Consider the following 18,265-nt stretch of genomic DNA (forward strand, 5'->3'; position numbering starts at 1 on the left):
GTTGACTCTCCTGTTACTGGAGACTTTACCCTGAGTACATTAGCTATGACAATCGGTTTAACTGGGTGTGCAGCTGTCGCCCATGAAGCGTGAAGAAGGTTTGAGATGACATCGTATCAATTTCATATCAGTAATATGCACTGTAAAGGATGTGCTCGCAAAATTACCGCACTGTTTGACGCTGAACCTCATGTTACGGTGACTACCGATGTGGCGAGCAAATTGCTGAGATTATCTTTGGCTGACGGTGCAAGTTTAACCGAGCAAGAGGTTAGCGAGCGGTTGGCGCAAGCCAATTATCAAGCTGAGCCAGCTGTGGCGTCCTGGCATAGATTCTCTGTGCCTGATATGCACTGCGGTCATTGTGAAAAATCGATTCGCGCCGCATTGCTTGATGCGGAACAGGTGCAAGTCGACTTGGAAAGTCGTCAAGTGGCAGTGTTGACATTGCTCAGTGCAGAAGCGGTGCGACAACAGATTAATGACGCCGGCTTTACTGCTGAACCGATTGCTGTTGAACAGCACCGTGCTGACTTTGAGCAAGTCAAGCAAGCGGCCGAAGCTCTCGTTTCGCAAACGCCAAATGGACAGCTTGAATCTGCCTCCAGTGCGCAAAAATTACGGCTGTTTGTGCCAGAGATGAGCTGTGCCAGTTGTGTGGCGAAAATTGAAAAGGCCTTTGAGGCAGCAGGCGTAGCCGCGCGGGTGAACTTGGCCGATAAGCAAGTCTCGATGGAAAACGACATTGCCGTTGCTCAGGCGCAGCAGATCCTGCAAACCGCGGGTTATCGCGGTGAGCTGATTGAAAATGCTGCCGATGCGATAGCCGATAAAGCGGCGCATGATGCGAAGGAATATCGCACCCGGTTAATTCAAGCCGCAGCGACGCTGGGTGTTGGCGTGCCGATGATGCTATGGGGTTGGTTTGGCGGTCAGATGAGCGTAGATAGTGATGCAGCTCGGCTTGGCTGGGGCTTGGCCGCTATCTTGTGTCTCATTCTTCTGCTGGATTGCGGTGGCCATTTCTTTGCGGGAGCTTGGCGAGCGTTGAAAGTCAAAAGTGCCAACATGGATAGCTTAATCGCCGTTGGCACCGGCACGGCTTGGCTGTATTCGGCACTCGTCGTTGCTGGGCCACAGTGGTTCCCGGCGGGAACCCGCCATGTGTATTTTGAAGCCAGTTTGATGATCCTTGGTCTTATCAATCTTGGCCATGCTCTGGAGCTACGCGCTCGCGGAAAAACCAGCTCAGCGGTGCAACAGCTCATCGGCCTACAAGCCAATAGTGCTTACTTAGTCACCGAACAAGGCGACAAAGAGGTTGCTATCGACAGCATTAAGATTGGCGATGTATTGCGTTTGCGTGCGGGTGACAAAGTGGCGTTAGATGGTGAAGTCATCAGCGGTCAGTCATTAATTAACGAAGCGATGCTCACTGGTGAGCCGATGCCAGTCACTAAAACAGCAGGGGATAGCGTCAGCGCAGGCACACTTAATGGCGATGGCAGTTTGACCTATCGTGTGACGCGAGCACAGCAAGACACGCGCTTAGCGCAAATTATTGCCTTGGTACAAGAGGCGCAAACTTCAAAAATGCCTATTGGCCGACTCACCGACAAAATCGCGGGCGTATTTGTGCTGGTGGTGATGTTGCTGGCGCTGCTTGCGGCGCTGATTTGGTATTTTGTTGGGCCGCAACCGGCGTTGTCTCATGCGCTCGTGGTACTGACCAGCGTGCTCATCATTGCTTGCCCTTGTGCACTCGGTTTAGCCACTCCGATGTCGATTATGGTGGCGGTAGGCCGCGCGGCGCAGATGGGCGTGCTAATTAAAAACGGAGAAGCACTGCAAACGGCGTCGAAAGTCAGTTGTGTGGTATTAGATAAGACCGGCACTGTGACTGAAGGTAAACCGCAAGTGGTGGCAATCCATTGCGTTAACGCTGCCGATGAAAACACTGTGTTGCAGGCGGTTGCCAGTCTTGAACAGCAATCGTCCCATCCATTAGCGCAATCTCTGTTGCAAGCGGCACAGCAGCGGCAACTGTCTGTCACCGAGGTTAGCCAATTTGAATATCGTCAAGGGCAGGGGGTCGTTGGCCGCCTTGATAACGGGATTTGGCTCATCGGCAACGACAAACTGCTGCAGGCCCATGATGTAGTGCTTGATGAAGCTGTCATCTCGTTACGCAACCAAGCAACGGCATTAGCGCAAACGCCGGTATTGGTGGCGCATAATGGCGTATTCTCGGCATTAATCTGCATTAGCGATCCGATCCGCAAAGATGCCAAAGCGGCGCTCAGCTTGCTGAAGCAACAAGGCAAACGTTTGGTATTACTCTCAGGAGATAACGAGCAAACGGCCAATGCCGTTGCCCAGCAGATAGGTATTGACCATGTGATCGCCGGCGTGCTGCCCGATGAAAAACAAGCATGGGTGCACAAGTTACAGCAAGCCGGCGAGGTGGTGGCCATGGTCGGCGATGGCATTAACGATGCACCTGCATTGGCCGCAGCGGATGTTGGCGTAGCGTTGGGCACAGGCACAGACGTTGCTATTGAAAGCGCGGATATGACCCTTCTTACCCCTAAATTGGAAAATTTAGCCCTGGGTTTTGCACTATCAAAAGCAACGCTTCGTAACATCAAACAAAACCTGTTTGGTGCATTCATCTATAACAGCATTGGCATTCCGGTCGCCGCTGGTGTGCTGTTTCCGGTGTTTGGTATTTTGTTAAGCCCAGTTATTGCGGGCGCGGCGATGGCGCTGTCATCTTTAACGGTCGTTTCTAACGCAAATCGACTACGTTTTAAAAAGTTAGCTTAGCGATAACGCAGTAAAATGAATAAAACCCGGTGTTTGCTGGGTTTTATTATTTAGAGCGCTAAATTTTACCGCTAGGCAGGTGTTTGCGCGGTAAAAATGGCCTAAAAAGCTACACGTTTGTCGCTCGCGAATTGGCCGCTGTAGTTGATAATTCATATAGGGCTGCTATAGTGGCGCGTTTTATACGAAGTTGGCCTGTCAAACCTCGTAATACGCACACTTTGCAGTAAAAACTGGGAATACCGAACGTGATCACAACCGCTAACATCACCATGCAGTTTGGCGCTAAGCCACTGTTTGAAAATATCTCCGTCAAATTTGGTGACGGTAACCGCTACGGCCTTATCGGGGCAAACGGCAGCGGTAAATCCACCTTTATGAAGATTTTGTCCGGTGAGTTGGAACCGTCTTCTGGTAACGTATCTGTGGATGCGAATGAGCGTCTGGGTAAGTTGAATCAGGATCAATTCGCTTACGAAGAGTTCAGCGTGATTGACACTGTGATCATGGGCCACAAAGAACTGTGGAAAGTGAAACAAGAGCGCGACCGCATTTACTCATTGCCCGAGATGTCTGAAGAAGATGGTATCAAAGTGGCGGAGTTGGAAATGGAATTCGCCGAGATGGACGGTTACACCGCTGAATCTCGCGCGGGTGAACTGCTGTTGGGTGTCGGTATTGCGTTGGAACAACACTTTGGCCCAATGAGTGAAGTCGCACCCGGCTGGAAACTGCGGGTGTTGTTGGCGCAAGCACTGTTTTCTAATCCTGATATTCTGTTGCTCGACGAACCTACCAACAACTTGGACATCGACACTATTCGCTGGCTACAAGAAACCTTGAACCAACGTAACAGCACCATGATCATCATTTCGCACGACCGTTACTTCCTCAACTCTGTGTGTACGCACATGGCGGACTTGGACTACGGTGAACTGCGTGTGTACCCAGGCAACTACGATGAATACATGACTGCCGCGTCACAAGCGCGTGAGCGTTTAGTGGCTGAAAACGCCAAGAAGAAAGCGCAAATTGCTGAACTACAAACCTTCGTAGCACGCTTCTCGGCGAACGCCTCTAAAGCGAAGCAGGCAACGTCTCGTGCGCGTCAGATTGATAAAATCAAACTGGACGAAATCAAAGCGTCTAGCCGCGTGAACCCTTATATTCGTTTCGACCAAGACAAAAAGTTGTTCCGTAACGCGTTGAATGTGGAAGCGTTGTGCAACGGTTACGATGAGCCATTGTTTGCTGACTTTAACCTGATTGCCGAAGTGGGTGAACGTATTGCGATCTTGGGTGAAAACGGTGCCGGTAAAACCACGTTGGTACGTACCTTAATCCATGATCTACCACAGAAATCAGGCACCATTCAATGGTCTGAAAACAGCTCTATCGGTTACTACGCGCAGGATCATGCCGACGACTTCGAAAACGATCTCAACCTGTTTGACTGGATGAGCCAATGGCGTCGTGAAGGCGATGATGACCAAGCCGTTCGTGCGGTACTTGGGCGTATGCTGTTCGGCGCTGACGATATCAAAAAGTCTGTCAAAGTGCTGTCAGGTGGTGAGCAAGGTCGGATGATTTTCGGTAAGTTAATGCTGCAAAAGCCAAACATCTTAGTGATGGACGAACCGACCAACCACTTGGATATGGAATCGATTGAAGCATTGAACAACGCCTTAGAAATGTATGAAGGCACCTTGTTCTTCGTGTCACACGACCGTGCGTTCGTATCGTCACTAGCGAACCGTATTTTGGAAATCGCTCACGGCAAGGTTAACGACTTCAAGGGAACCTATGATGAGTTCCTCGCCAGCAAAGGTATTGAAGGCTAAGCTGTTGGGCTGATGAATTGAAAATCCTCGCTGCGGCGGGGATTTTTTTTGCTTTTTCAGCCAAAACGCGGGCTATCCCACTCGGATTTAAGGGCTCAGGGGCGCGCTGCTTCGCAGAATCCAGAACACGCACATTTAAGCTACAAAACTGAACCGTGATTGCATCTAGTCGGCATAGTGTTTATTCTTCTAGCCGCATTTTTTGAGTAGCAATGGATGCTAAAGCACACTCAAAGCCATCACCTAACACCCGATTTTCCGTCATAGGTAACGCTTTAACATGTTATTTGCGCGCAGCTATCCTTTGCGTTTGATGATTATTCTGCCGTTTTCGTTTCTGTTTTTTGTAGCTGCGGCGGTATTTTGCTTAGTGTCCTACCAAAATAGCGAAACATTAGCGCGTTCCATGGGACACAGCGTGGCGCAAGAGCTAGGAAAGCGTATTGAACAGTATGTCGAAAGCCTGACCGAAGTGATGCCGGCGATCACAGACATCAATGCTAAAGCTTTGCTCAATGGCAATCTCTCTCAGACAGATTTGCAACAAAATACCCCGTGGTTGCTCAGTCAGTTGCAGCAACATCCGCAGTTAAGCTTTGTGAGCATTGCCATGATGGATGGGCGCTTTGTGGCCGCCTCTCGTCCACCGAATCAGCCTGATCATATTCAGTTGGCCAGCAATATCGAAAGTGCTGATCACCATCTTATCGGCTATGCTCCGAGCGCAGATCAGCATTTCGGTGAGCAGCAAAGCCATATTCCGGGACCGTACGATCCAAGCAAACGGCCGTTTGTGCAGTGTGCCATCGCGGCTCCGCAACAAGCCTGTTGGGGCGATATTTACCATTATTTGGACAGCGATAATTTTGGTATCAGTCTATCGCGAGCGGTTGTCGATGATGCAGGGAAGATTATTGCAGTAGTTGCTGCAGATATCGCGTTGAATCGTTTAAATAACTTTATGGCGCAGCTTGATATTGGCTTTAATGGCTTAGCCTTGTTGGTGGAACAGCATAACGGCAAATTAATTGCGTCGTCGAACACGGCGCTGATCCCGGTCAATACCCCAAATAGAGATCGCTACCAGATAGCCAATCATCCTTCAGCATTGCTGCAGCAGTTACCTACGTTTTCGGCCAATGCTGCATTGCCACATAGTATTCAACTCAATAACACCCAATATCTGTTAGAAGCTATTCAGATAGATTTGGGCCTTGGGCTCAGTTGGCAGCTGGTGGTGTTGTTGCCTGTTGAGAAAATTGCTGAACCCATTATTCAGCAGGTGCGTGATACCGTGTTGGTGACCGCACTTATTTTGCTGCTGTTAATCTTTATTGGTGCGGCACTGGCGCGGAAAATCGCTGGCCCAATTGAAAATATTGCCGCGGCAGCCAGTCAAAACACTTTAAATCAGTTAGCTACAGCAAATACTGAAAAGGCATCCTATACCGAAGTTGATGACCTTAAAGACAGCCTCGCCATGTTGGCAAAAGCACAGTTGAACTCGATTCATATGCTGGAGCAGAAGGTGCAACATCGTACCTTGGCGCTGCAGCAAGCGAATGAACGCCTGACCCGTTTGTCGGAGCAAGATCCGCTGACCGGAATTGCCAATCGACGGGTATTTAGTGAACGGCTGAAATCCGCATGGCAACAGGCGCTAGAGCAGCAACAGCCGCTAAGCGTGATTTTGTGCGACATCGATTATTTTAAGTCTTATAACGATCATTTTGGTCATCAGGCCGGCGATGAAGCGTTACGTACCGTTGCCAAACATCTGGAATCTCATCTGCCGGGCAGTGATGGTTTAGTTGCGCGTTATGGCGGTGAAGAGTTTATCCTGCTGTTGCCAAACACCTCGGCAGCGGCCGCGGGGCAATTGGCAGAAACGCTGCGGCAAACTTTGTGTGAGCAGGCGTTGCATCGTGAAGATGTGGCGCAGGGAATGATTACGCTGAGCTTTGGTTATAGCTGTATTTGTCCAACAGCGCACGATGAAATGCGGTTACTCATCAAACACGCCGATGAGCAGCTCTATCAGGCCAAAGCAAATGGACGAAATCAGGTGCAACCAGCACTAACGGTAACGGATTAATCGGCGCTGGCTGCCATCGCTGCAATGTGCGGGCTAAATGTCACTGTTTAAATGCCACTGTTCGCCAATCTGTCTGCCATGGCGCTTAAACCGGTAATACCTTCAATATCCGTCGGTTGGAGCTGCAATTTGAATAGCGACAACTTTTTAAAGCGTTGATCGATTTCGGCGAGATGTTTCTGCTCTTGTACGCGGCGCTGCGCCAGAAATTCGCCATCGGCATCGTCAGGCAAAATACGATTTACCACTAATCCCGCTAATGGCAGATGTTCCTGCAACAAGGCGTCTACCGCTCTGCTGGTTTCGAGTATCGGTAACTTTTCCGGAGTCAGTACAAACAGCATCGCCGTTTGACTCTTATCCAACAATATTTCGCGAGTGCGTTGCAGTAGGCGTTGTCTGGTTAACAGGGTTTCTGCAATCGCTTTGTTGCGAGGGTCCATGCCGGCAGTGGCATGCTGAGTGGGATCATCAAAGGGATTGGTGACATCACGGCCGGATTTAGGGGTGAGATGCTCCATCACCGCGCCTAGTTTTTCCGACTTTTCATTGGCTCTGAGTAGCCCTTGGGTCCAAGCCGCCATGGCTTCAGGCAGGCTCAGTAACCTTAGCGTGTGGCCAGTCGGCGCTGTGTCAAAAATCACTAAATCATATTCTTGTTGTGCCAACTGAATCGTTTTGGCAATGCGTTCAAGTAACGCGGCTTCTTGCGCACCCGGTGATTGGCGGGTTAGGCGCATCTGACGTTCAATTTCGCTGAACATCTCCGGCCGAGTAAAGCGTTTTAATTGACTGGTGACTTGGGCTAAATGCTGTTCAACTTCGTCGTCAGGGTCGATCTCTAACGCATCAAGGTTAGGTGCCATACGGGTGATGTGATTCCCAATATGACGCGCAAAGGCATCGCTCAGGCTATGGGCGGGATCGGTTGAAACCAATAACACTTTTTTGCCACGGTTTGCGGCTAATAAGGCAAGAGAACTTGATACCGTTGTTTTACCAACACCACCTTTACCCCCAACCCAAATCACTTTTTTATTGGTCAACACATCCATGACTAAGCTTTACCTTCAATTAACAGCATTTGAATTGATCGAGCGGAGAGTGCGGCATTCCCATACGTTTATGCCAATCATGGAACTTCTCTAACATGATGGGCTGCAACTCCAACGTGTAGTAACTTGCTGGGTTGGGCACGCCCATCATTTCCGAGAAAATCAGCAACATGAAAAGATCATCCTGTTCTCGACGAGCTCTCGCTACCGCTGCGCGAAAGGGCGCATTGTAGGCTTCTTCAGCCATTTGGCTGACATCGCGGATCAGACGACGGATCTTTTCAAGTTGCATGTTTTTTTACTCCGCAGCGTTGGCTGCTTTACGCTCTTTAATAGTACGGGTCAGCGTGGCAACACACTCTAAGGTGATGACAATCGCTGCAATAAGTACCACTAAGTCTAACGTAAACAGGAACCAATCTTCTTTGGCATAGAAGCCCTTCAGCTGAATAACCAAACCCGCAATGGTCATCACCAGCAGGAATGCCAATGGTGCTAAGGTATAGATCATTGGGCGGCCCAATTTCACCAACATCACAGTGATCACCAACAGGGTTAAGCCACCTAAAAGTTGGTTAGTGGTACCGAACAGTGGCCAAATCAACAGACCACCTGAACCATCACCACCGGCACCGAACGCCAGCAACAAACAGCTACCAACCGCCAGCAGGGTTGCAACAGAGCCTTTGTTCATCCAAGGCATGTTATAAATGCTACCCCATTCTTGGAAGATATAGCGTTGCAAACGCAAGCCAGTGTCCATTGTGGTACCCGCAAACAGTACTACCATTACGGTTAACAGAGTTTGCGCCATGGTTTCATCAAGTCCGAGACCTGATTCAAGAATGTTCGCACCGCCGCGGATAAAGGCACCTACGCCACCTTGACCAAAGGCGTGGTAAACACTTTGCCAGTCAGCCAGTGTTGCAAAGCCAGCAGTTGTTGCAATGATTGCGGCCAACGCCAGAGAACCTTCACCAATCGCGCCAAAGTAGCCCACAAAACGCAGATCAGGTTCTTTGTCCAATTGCTTAGAGGTAGTACCTGATGCCACCAAACCGTGGAAGCCCGAAATTGCACCACAAGCAATGGTCACAAACAGTAAAGGTACGATTGAAGGGGTTCCAGCTGGAACATCAGTGTTAAAGGCTGGCGCTACTACATCCGGGCCAGAGATAATCACCGCGCCATATAATAGGCCTAAGCCGATAAACAGCTGAATACCGTTGATGTAATCACGTGGTTGCAGCAGCATCCACACTGGCAACAGAGAGGCGATAGCGGCATAGACGAACAGCAGAATGATCCATGTTTCATTATCGGTCAGCATACCGATGGTTTCTGGTAATGAAATTGGCATCATAGGACCGATATAGATCATGCCGTACAGCGCAATAACCCCAACAATGGTCACGACGAGCAGGTTGATGAGCTTACGGTAAATCAACTGACCCACAATCAAGGCTACTGCGATGGCGCCCCACACCGGAATGGTTGCGCTTGGGAAGTTAATCAGCTGCTTCGCGATGACCACAGCAAATACCGCGTTCACCATCAGCAACACCAAGAAAATTACAATCATGAAGATTGAGCGGGCACGACCACCAATCACATCACCCGTCACGGCACCGATAGATTTGGCTTTATTGCGGTTACTGGCCCAAATGGCCCCCGCATCATGCACACCGGCAAAAAAAATCGTGCCGAGTGTTACCCACAAGAAGGCTGGTACCCAACCCCAAATAACGGCAATCGCTGGCCCGATAATCGGTGCTGCGCCCGCTACAGAAGTAAAGTGGTGCCCCCAAAGTACATATTTGTTGGTTGGTACATAATCAACGCCATCACTCATTGCATGAGCGGGAGTGACGAAATTAGGATCAACTTTAAATATCTTTTCGCAAATAAATTTGGAATACACGAAATAGCCTAAAGCCATTGCCCCCAAACCCATCAGCATGAGAAAAATCGCGTTCATCGGTAGTTCCCTCTGAGTGTTGTTTTTTGGTTATCACACACGATGTTAACGAATACTACTTATTGGCTAGAATCCGACCAAGGTCTAACAAGCGATTTTTCACTAAGATATTGATCTGAATAATAGAGTTTTAATTTATTAGGTAAAGCTAAATGTTAAATATAAGTTACAGATTGAGTTGGGAGTAGACGGGGAGATAGTAGGGGTAATTGGTACTTTATTACGGTACTAAAGCACGGATATCGCCGCCACTATGGCGAAAAGTGGCGGAAAATCAGGGCGTCTACTGGCTTACGCTGACTTCATAGCTAGTAAACTTACGAATATTAATCACCCCTGTATCAAACATCAGGTATTGGCCCTTGATGCCTAATAGTGTGCCGCTGACGTCGGCGGCCTTATCAAAGTTGTGTGATTTTATTTTTGTTGGAAATTCGGAAACTGGATATTGAATGCTAGTTATTTGAGCAGTAAGCGGTTCAATGGCAAATTTGGCATTGCTATCGAGCTCGTTAATCCGCTGCTGGATTTGTGGTAACAGCGTATTGGCGAGCGAAGCAAGATCTAAGGCTTCATTGTCGCCTTTAAGCATCGCTTGCCAATTGGTTTTATCGGCAATTAGCTCTGCCAGCGTGACTTCAATCAGGCCTGAAAGATAACGTGAGTTTACCTTAAACAATGGCATCCCTTGCGTCGCACCTTGATCTAACCAACGGGTTGGCAGTTGCGTGTGGCGCGTAATTCCAACTTTAAGGCCTGAGGTGTTGGCCAGATAAACATAATGAGGCACAAAACAGTGGCTCAGCCCCCACTCAGGTTCGCGACAGGAGCCTTGCTCGAAATGGCAGGTTTCGGGTTTCATCACGCACATGTCACAACTGGCCAATTTCTGCATGCAAACAAAGCAATGGCCTTGGGCATAACTTTTCTTGGTGCGTTTGCCGCAGTTACAACAAAAGATATTGCCTGTGTGTGTCAACGTGAGCGTCTTGCCAATTAACGGATTAAGGGCGAGCGTTTGTTGCCCTACACGAAGTTGGTACTGCGCGATGCCGTCATCACCTAGGCTAACCGCCATCTTATTGAGCGTTCCAATCATGATGTTCCCAATGTTTATGGTTGAAGCCGCGCAGTTTATCAGGCTTTAAATTGTGTGGTGATGGAAAAAAGCGATTAACTCTGCACAGCTTAGCGACTGCGTAATTTATCGATTACCACATCGTCACCAATGGCATACAGGGCTTCAGTCAGTTGTTCTTCCTGAATTGTATCGGTCAATTTCAGGCCGATAGTGGCGCGAAACAGCGCAATCCCAGTGTGGCTGGCACTTTCAAATTTACTGCTGAACTGCTCAATGTTAATGCCTAGGCTACTGGCTTTATTGGAAATTTCGCGTACCAAGCCTGGGCGATCGTACGCCACTAAGCTCAGTGTGAGGCGCTTGCCCGGTTTGCTCACAATGCCCGCAGCTGCGCTCGTCAGGGTCATGCCTTCAATTGATTCGAGGGCTTCAATCAAATCGTCCCAGTGCTGCTCTTCCACATCGAGTAAGACAATGGCTGCAAAAATGCCATCAATATGGCGCAGTTCCGAGTCAAGCCAGTTACCGCCATGATGATTGACGGCGTTCGCAATTTGCTCCACTAACCCTTGTCTATCGGGAACCTGTAATGTTATGAGATATCGACTCATTTGTTGCAAACTCCTGTATGCTCAAAGCGTTAGACGCTGTAACATTATTGTCATTTTCGCGTCATATAATTCTGCCCACTCATATTTTGCTACATGAGTGCAATTTTGTTGGCGACCATTGTTACCACAGGCTGGCGACGAACAACAGTGGCAACGTTCACGAGTTTTATAATTGAGGTTTTCAATGGAACGTCAGGTGTCTAAGCCTGCCCCTTTAAAGCATGACATTTTACAAGCCAAGCGGGCTAACCGTCGGGCGGTTAAAGATAAACTGACGCAGCTGGGTGTCTCCTTTGGTGGCATCATGGTGTTTGTTGCCTTGCTGTTGATCTTCTTTTATTTACTTTATGTCATTAAACCGATTTTTGCCTCGGCATCAATAACGCCGCAAGCAAGTATTAGTCTGCCTAACACCTCAAGCAATGTGCTGATGGTGGGCAGTGACGAGCTGCATCAACAGTTATATCGCGTGACTGATGACGGTGGCGTCGATTTTGTTGATGTGGCCAAACAACAGGTGACTCATCAGACGCTTGCCATACCTGCCGGCGTTGCTATTGTGAGCCAAGCGCGCTCGATGCCGAGCCAGCAACTATTTGCTTTCGGGCTCGATAATGGCCAAATGCTGCTTGGCAATGTCAATTTCAATGTGAGTTACCCCAATAATCAGCGATTGATTACCCCAAATATTCGCTATCCATTGGGTGTGCCATTGCTGACGATTGCTGACGATAAGCAGCCGTTAAAGCAGTTGGCCTTTGCCTACAGTCAGAAAAAACTCAGCTTTATCTATCTTGATAACAGTCAGCATTGGCAGCTACTGCGCATGGACGGTGAGGAAAATCTACTCACCGAAGAGATTGATTGGCAATCTGAAAAATCGGTGTTGCCGGATGCGCCAATTCATGTAGCGCAGCAGAAAATCACCCCAGATCACCAACAAGCAATTTTGCTGACGACCAATAAAGCTTTCATTTACGATATTCGTAACCCGAACAGCGTCAGCTTGTTACAGGTGCTAAACCTTGAGCGCGCTCGCGCTAAGGTGACCGATTTTGAGTTACTTGCTGGGGCGAGTTCATTGCTTATCAGCTATTCCGATGGCGTAGTCGCGCAATATTTTCAGGTAAATCAAGATGGTGGCCGCAGCTATCAATTTGTGCGTGAGTTTGCTGAACTCGGTAATATTCAGCAGTTGGCCAGCGAATTTTATCGCCGTAGTTTTGCTACTGTGGCGCAAGATGGCACCTTAAAACTGCTGTATACCACCAGTGAACGTGAATTACTCGCCGAGAAATTGCCATTGCAACATTCCCGTGCGTTGGCATTTAGCCCGCGCGCTGATGCGTTAATTGCTGAAACTGCAGATAGTCTGCAATTGTTTAGCGTCAGTAATGCGCATCCAGAAGTGTCGTGGAGCGCGATTTGGCAACAAGTTTGGTATGAAGGCTATCCTGAGCCGCAATATGTGTGGCAATCAACCTCTGGCTCCGATGATTTTGAAGCCAAGCTTAGTCTGACGCCGTTGGCATTTGGTACCTTAAAGGCGGCCTTTTACGCCATGTTGTTTGCCACGCCGATTGCGTTAGCTGGGGCAATCTATACCGCCTACTTTATGTCACCTCAAGTGCGTTCGGTGGTGAAACCTACCATTGAAATTATGGAAGCCTTGCCAACCGTGATATTGGGTTTCCTCGCCGGCTTATGGTTAGCGCCGCTGGTGGAGTCGCATCTGCCCGGCTTGTTATTGCTGCTAATTCTCGAACCTATCGCCATATTGCTGGTGGCCTTTGGCTGGGCAAAGTCTCCGGCCGTTATTAAGCAGTGGTTGCCTGAAACCTATCAAGAATTAATGTTAATTCCGGTCGTATGTTTTGTGGCATGGCTGAGTTTTAGCTTGAGTCCGCTGGTGGAATTGTGGCTATTTCATGGTGACAGCCGTCTGTTTATCACCAACACCTTGGGCTTGAGCTTTGATCAACGTAATGCGTTGGTTGTGGGCATCGCCATGGGCTTTGCGGTGATCCCAACCATTTTCTCGATTGCCGAAGACGCCATTTTCTCGGTGCCACGCCACCTTTCTAATGGCAGCTTGGCCTTGGGGGCAACCCCGTGGCAAACACTGACGCGCGTGGTACTGCTTACCGCCAGTCCGGGGATTTTCTCCGCCGTCATGATGGGGCTTGGCCGCGCAGTGGGTGAAACCATGATTGTGCTGATGGCCACAGGTAACACTGCCATTATGGATTGGAGTATTTTTCAAGGGATGCGCACGCTCGCGGCCAATATCGCGGTCGAAATGCCGGAATCTGCGATTGGCAGTTCCCATTATCGGGTATTGTTCTTAGCGGCTTTCGTATTGTTTTTATTTACTTTTGTGTTTAATACCATCGCAGAAGTGGTGCGGCAGCGCCTGCGCGAACGTTACAGTTCGCTGTAAGCAACTAGGCAGAAATGGTTAAGCAAATGTTCGAATTTAGGAAGCAAGATTAATGGGCAGATGGTTTAAATCTGGATCGCCTTGGATCTGGATGACAGGCTCCGCCGTCAGTGTCAGCTTAATTGCGGTGCTGGGATTACTGTTGCTCATTGCCTGGCGCGGGTTGAGTTATTTCTGGCCTGCCACCATTTACCAATGGCAAATGCAAGGTGATGACGGTACTCGTTTTACACTCATTGGCGAAATCCATGATCGCGAGCAGGTGCCTCTTGAGCGTTTAAAAGCTGCTGGGTACCAGTTCGCGGCGGATACGCCGGAGTTTGTTGAACGCCAATTGATAAAAACCGGTAACCGAGAATTTGTCAGCCTGGATTTTCGTTGGATTCTCGCAACCGACATCATCAGCCGTTCTGTGCCGGAAGATGTTGTGGTATTTGAGCGCAGCCGCAACGGCAATTTTTACGGTACGCCAGTAAAAGTGCTGGAAAACGGTACAGAGATCGCCAGTGGCGATGTCGCAGAGGCGCTGCAACAACATATTGCTCGCGCTGTTGCGCTTAACGAACAAGCCGTCGAACTGCAAAAGCGTGATATCGGCGCAATCAACCACCAGATGGAACGCTTGCGGCTAACATCGCGTAAATATGAGTTAAAGGGTGAGTTGACCGAAGCACGTAAAGCCGAAATCGCGGCTGAGCAGCAAACATTGCAACAAGCCTATCAAGTACTAGAAAACAAACTGTTTGCCTTGCGCGCCGATGCAGCAAGGGATGCGGTGGTGGTGCGTGATATGCGTGGCCAAGAGGTCACCTTAACGCTCGATACTGTGTTGGAAGCAACTTACGTCAATCGCTTAAGCGTGCCACAAAAATTAGCCAGTTGGTTTAGTCGGGTGGGGCATTTCGTCAGTGATGAGCCGCGCGAAGCCAACACCGAAGGCGGTGTTTTTCCAGCGATCTTCGGTACGGTATTTATGGTGTTGCTGATGTCCGTTATCGTGACGCCTTTTGGGGTGATAGCGGCGGTATATCTACACGAATATGCGCACAAAGGCTGGTTGACGCGGGTGGTGCGGATTGCAGTGATTAACCTTGCAGGGGTGCCATCGATTGTTTACGGCGTGTTTGGTCTGGGCTTTTTTGTGTACATGCTTGGTGGCTCCATTGACCGACTGTTTTTCCCAGAGGCTTTGCCGTCACCAACCTTTGGTTCGCCCGGGATGTTGTGGTCAGCGCTGACATTAGCGATTTTGACCTTGCCGGTGGTGATTGTATCGACCGAAGAAGGCTTGAGCCGTATTCCGGCCTCAGTCAGACAAGGCAGTTTGGCCTTGGGCGCAACCAAAGCCGAAACCCTGTATCGCATTGTATTGCCTATGGCCAGCCCAGCAATTATGACTGGCTTGATTTTGGCCGTGGCCCGCGCTGCGGGTGAAGTGGCACCCTTGATGTTGGTGGGTGTGGTAAAACTGGCGCCCAATTTGCCGCTGGATCTAAACTTTCCTTATGTGCATTTGGAAAGAAAATTCATGCATTTAGGATTTCATATTTACGATGTGGGCTTTCAAAGCCCTAACGTAGAAGCTGCACGGCCGTTGGTTTATGCCACCTCATTTTTACTGGTTACAGTGATAGTGAGCTTGAACCTGACCGCCATTAGTGTGCGTAACCATTTACGCGAAAAATATCGCTCGTTAGAAAACTGATTGGCGTGAGCCAACTGGATAGGACTAGAACCGCTTATGATCTCATTTGATTCCGCATTGACCCAGAATGGCAAAGTGGATCTACGCAACCTTGCGCCGGAACAAACGGCGTTAGAGATCAACGGCCTGAATTTGCACTACGGTGACAAACAGGCGTTGTTTGATGTGTCGATGAAAATTCCACGCAAACAGGTTACTGCATTTATCGGCCCGAGTGGTTGTGGTAAATCGACGCTGCTGCGTTGTATTAACCGCATGAATGACCTCGTTGACGACTGCAAAATCTCCGGTGAAGTTCTGTTGAACGGGCATAACATTTACGACAAAAAAGTCGACGTGGCGAAACTGCGTCGCAATGTCGGCATGGTTTTTCAGCGGCCAAATCCGTTCCCAAAATCTATCTATGAGAACGTTGTCTATGGGCTGCGGTTGCAAGGGATTAACAATCGTCGTGAACTTGATGAGGCGTGTGAGCGCTCATTGCGTGGTGCGGCGATTTGGGATGAAGTGAAGGATCGTCTGCACGATAACGCCTTTGGTTTGTCGGGTGGTCAGCAACAGCGTTTGGTGATTGCCCGTGCGATTGCGATTGAGCCTGAAGTGTTGCTGTTGGATGAACCTACCTCAGCACTGGACCCTATCTCTACCTTGACCATTGAAGAGCTGATCACTGAGCTGAAATCACGCTATACCGTGGTGATTGTTACCCACAACATGCAACAGGCGGCGCGGGTATCGGATCAAACAGCCTTTATGTATCTCGGTGAGCTAATTGAGTACGGCGATACCAATACGATTTTCACTACCCCGAAACAAGCAAAAACCGAAGACTATATTACTGGCCGCTACGGTTAACTAGTGATGGCAATGGCAGAGGAATAACCCTATGGATAACAAACAACTTACTCGTCATATCTCCGGCCAGTTTAATGCTGAGCTGGAAGCCATTCGCAACAAAGTATTGGCTATGGGCGGATTGGTGGAGCAGCAACTGGAGCAGGCGCTTGATGCGCTGGGTACCTTAGACGTTGAATTAGCGCAAAAGGTGATTGAGGGCGATCATCGCGTTAATGGCATGGAGGTGGACATCGATGAAGAGTGCACTCGCATCATCGCCAAACGTCAGCCTGCTGCGAGCGACCTAAGACTGGTGATTGCGATTTCTAAAACGATTGCGGACCTTGAACGCATCGGAGACGCTTGTGTCCGTATCGCCAAAGCTGCGATGGAAAAACGCAGCAATAATCAGCAGCCGTTATTGGTGAGCATTGAAAGTATGGGGCGCCACGCCACGCGGTTACTGCATTCGACCTTGGATGCCTTAGCCCGTATGGATGTGGAATCCGCGATTGAACTGCACAAAGAAGATGCCAAACTCGATAAAGAGTATGAAGGCATTATTCGCCAGCTAATGACTTATATGATGGAAGATCCGCGGTCAATTCCAGGCATTTTAGATGTGTTGTGGGCTGCGCGCGCGGTAGAACGCGTTGGTGACCGTTGTAAGAACATCTGTGAATATGTCATCTATTACGTAAAAGGGCGCGATGTGCGTCATGTCTCTTATGAAGAGATGGAAAAAGACTGATGTTCAGCAGCAATCGCTGAGTCCATTAACGCCGCGAAATGACGCGGCGTTGTTATTTGCGCTGCCATAAAAGCGTGATCCTAATGAGTAATACTGGTGCTAAGATATCTGGCTGCGATTTCTCGCATACTATTTTGAGGTTTTCATGAAGCGTACGCTTATCCGCGGGTTACTGAACGTATTGCCGATGGCGCTTAGCCTGTGGTTATTTTGGAGTCTGTTTGAGTCCCTAGATGAGCTGGGTAACTTGATTTTGTCGGTGATTGACCGCCAAAGCGCATTTACCGGTGCTGGCTTTTTGCTGGTGGTGATCTTGGTGTTTATGGCGGGCTTATTGTTCTCGGTTAGCCCTGTTGTGTGGTTGTGGAACTGGATCGAGCGGCAGTTAATGCGCTTTCCGCTGTTTAAATCTGTCTACGGCAGTATTCGCGATATCGCTTCCTTGATGAATCGTGATCCGAGTAAACCAAAAAATCAGCAAACGGTATTAGTGAAACAAGCCAATGGCGGTTATGTGGTAGGGTTTATTATGACTGACACTGCGCCACAACCCTTGCTTGATGCATTACCCGAAGGTGAATGGGTGCCAGTACTGTTTCAACTTTCTTATCAAATGGCGGGGATTACCAGTTTGGTCAAACGAGAAGATTTGATCATGGTGGATTGGTCGTTTGAAGAGGCGATGCGATTTAACCTTACTGCCGGGATTTCTAAGCCTGCGCCAGAGCAAACGCCTCGCTAAGCCAATGACCTAAAGCGAGCTTTGGTCAAACGCTTATCACTCAACCAAAGCTGAGCCTGGCGTCAAAAATTTATACATGTTTTTAACTGGTTAGTTGATGCTCAGACAGCCGCATTTTTGACCAATATTGGTTTTTTGTGGTTTAACTCCCCCAATTGGCTCTAAAACCTGTATAATCGCCAAGTATTATTTTAAAAAAGCGTGCAATACCAATCGAGAGTCAACACATTTGTCCTTGGCTCTCAATCGCCAACCTTTTCCACGTTGGCAGGTTTTCTTATCACTAGAACGTCTTGTTCTACC

13 protein-coding genes are annotated in these 18,265 nt (G+C 49.0%); 8 read left to right on the forward strand and 5 right to left on the reverse strand.

Annotated features, from left to right (window positions below; translation table 11 throughout):
• Window positions 1-105 precede the first annotated feature (105 nt).
• The 3 genes from JYB87_RS06900 (at window position 106) to JYB87_RS06910 (ending at window position 6,762) form a co-directional block, all read left to right on the forward strand.
• Window positions 106-2,826, forward strand: coding sequence for a heavy metal translocating P-type ATPase (locus JYB87_RS06900; RefSeq protein WP_207356138.1), 2,721 nt, complete (start codon window positions 106-108; stop codon window positions 2,824-2,826).
• A gap of 248 nt (window positions 2,827-3,074) precedes the next feature.
• On the forward strand, window positions 3,075-4,667 hold the full coding sequence (locus JYB87_RS06905; protein WP_207356139.1) for an ABC-F family ATPase: 1,593 nt from the start codon (window positions 3,075-3,077) through the stop codon (window positions 4,665-4,667).
• A gap of 280 nt (window positions 4,668-4,947) precedes the next feature.
• Window positions 4,948-6,762: a sensor domain-containing diguanylate cyclase gene (locus JYB87_RS06910; RefSeq protein ID WP_207356140.1), complete on the forward strand. Its 1,815-nt coding sequence runs from the start codon at window positions 4,948-4,950 to the stop codon at window positions 6,760-6,762.
• Window positions 6,763-6,809: 47 nt separating this feature from the next.
• On the opposite strand, the gene JYB87_RS06915 is transcribed toward JYB87_RS06910, so the two are convergent.
• The 5 genes from JYB87_RS06915 to JYB87_RS06935 form a co-directional block, all read right to left on the reverse strand.
• Entirely contained in the window at window positions 6,810-7,817 is a 1,008-nt protein-coding gene (locus JYB87_RS06915; protein ID WP_207356141.1) for an ArsA family ATPase, read from the reverse strand.
• Window positions 7,818-7,836: 19 nt separating this feature from the next.
• Entirely contained in the window at window positions 7,837-8,109 is a 273-nt protein-coding gene (locus JYB87_RS06920) for a cory-CC-star protein (RefSeq protein ID WP_207356142.1), read from the reverse strand.
• Between the two features lie 6 nt (window positions 8,110-8,115).
• Window positions 8,116-9,795 carry a carbon starvation CstA family protein gene (locus JYB87_RS06925; protein ID WP_207356143.1) on the reverse strand — a complete coding sequence of 560 codons (1,680 nt, stop codon included), beginning with the start codon at window positions 9,793-9,795 and terminating at the stop codon, window positions 8,116-8,118.
• Window positions 9,796-10,078: 283 nt separating this feature from the next.
• Window positions 10,079-10,894 (reverse strand): DUF2797 domain-containing protein, encoded by an 816-nt coding sequence (locus JYB87_RS06930; RefSeq protein ID WP_207356144.1) that lies wholly within the window; start codon window positions 10,892-10,894, stop codon window positions 10,079-10,081.
• A gap of 89 nt (window positions 10,895-10,983) precedes the next feature.
• Window positions 10,984-11,487: a glycine cleavage system protein R gene (locus JYB87_RS06935; protein WP_207356145.1), complete on the reverse strand. Its 504-nt coding sequence runs from the start codon at window positions 11,485-11,487 to the stop codon at window positions 10,984-10,986.
• A 184-nt stretch (window positions 11,488-11,671) separates the two neighbouring features.
• Here JYB87_RS06935 and JYB87_RS06940 point away from each other — a divergent pair, with 184 nt between their 5' ends.
• The 5 genes from JYB87_RS06940 (at window position 11,672) to JYB87_RS06960 (ending at window position 17,962) form a co-directional block, all read left to right on the forward strand.
• Complete coding sequence (locus JYB87_RS06940; RefSeq protein ID WP_207356146.1) at window positions 11,672-13,927, forward strand: ABC transporter permease subunit; 2,256 nt, start codon at window positions 11,672-11,674, stop codon at window positions 13,925-13,927.
• Window positions 13,928-13,979: 52 nt separating this feature from the next.
• Entirely contained in the window at window positions 13,980-15,632 is a 1,653-nt protein-coding gene (gene pstA / locus JYB87_RS06945) for a phosphate ABC transporter permease PstA (protein ID WP_207356147.1), read from the forward strand.
• 36 nt (window positions 15,633-15,668) lie between these two features.
• Entirely contained in the window at window positions 15,669-16,487 is an 819-nt protein-coding gene (pstB, locus tag JYB87_RS06950) for a phosphate ABC transporter ATP-binding protein PstB (RefSeq protein ID WP_207356148.1), read from the forward strand.
• A 31-nt stretch (window positions 16,488-16,518) separates the two neighbouring features.
• On the forward strand, window positions 16,519-17,220 hold the full coding sequence (gene phoU, locus JYB87_RS06955) for a phosphate signaling complex protein PhoU (RefSeq protein WP_207356149.1): 702 nt from the start codon (window positions 16,519-16,521) through the stop codon (window positions 17,218-17,220).
• A gap of 145 nt (window positions 17,221-17,365) precedes the next feature.
• Complete coding sequence (locus tag JYB87_RS06960) at window positions 17,366-17,962, forward strand: DUF502 domain-containing protein (protein WP_207356150.1); 597 nt, start codon at window positions 17,366-17,368, stop codon at window positions 17,960-17,962.
• Window positions 17,963-18,265: the final 303 nt, after the last annotated feature.

This window comes from Shewanella avicenniae (genome assembly GCF_017354945.1).
GTDB lineage: Bacteria > Pseudomonadota > Gammaproteobacteria > Enterobacterales > Shewanellaceae > Shewanella > Shewanella avicenniae.

Bases quoted from the DNA above. Each gene is read 5' to 3' on its own strand.
- JYB87_RS06915 (WP_207356141.1), bottom strand. From the start codon at position 7,817: ATGGATGTGTTGACCAATAAAAAAGTGATTTGGGTTGGGGGTAAAGGT.
- JYB87_RS06930 (WP_207356144.1), bottom strand. From the start codon at position 10,894: ATGATTGGAACGCTCAATAAGATGGCGGTTAGCCTAGGTGATGACGGC.
- JYB87_RS06925 (WP_207356143.1), bottom strand. From the start codon at position 9,795: ATGAACGCGATTTTTCTCATGCTGATGGGTTTGGGGGCAATGGCTTTA.
- JYB87_RS06900 (WP_207356138.1), top strand. From the start codon at position 106: ATGACATCGTATCAATTTCATATCAGTAATATGCACTGTAAAGGATGT.
- JYB87_RS06935 (WP_207356145.1), bottom strand. From the start codon at position 11,487: ATGAGTCGATATCTCATAACATTACAGGTTCCCGATAGACAAGGGTTA.
- pstA (WP_207356147.1), top strand. From the start codon at position 13,980: ATGGGCAGATGGTTTAAATCTGGATCGCCTTGGATCTGGATGACAGGC.
- JYB87_RS06910 (WP_207356140.1), top strand. From the start codon at position 4,948: ATGTTATTTGCGCGCAGCTATCCTTTGCGTTTGATGATTATTCTGCCG.
- phoU (WP_207356149.1), top strand. From the start codon at position 16,519: ATGGATAACAAACAACTTACTCGTCATATCTCCGGCCAGTTTAATGCT.
- JYB87_RS06960 (WP_207356150.1), top strand. From the start codon at position 17,366: ATGAAGCGTACGCTTATCCGCGGGTTACTGAACGTATTGCCGATGGCG.
- JYB87_RS06940 (WP_207356146.1), top strand. From the start codon at position 11,672: ATGGAACGTCAGGTGTCTAAGCCTGCCCCTTTAAAGCATGACATTTTA.
- pstB (WP_207356148.1), top strand. From the start codon at position 15,669: ATGATCTCATTTGATTCCGCATTGACCCAGAATGGCAAAGTGGATCTA.
- JYB87_RS06920 (WP_207356142.1), bottom strand. From the start codon at position 8,109: ATGCAACTTGAAAAGATCCGTCGTCTGATCCGCGATGTCAGCCAAATG.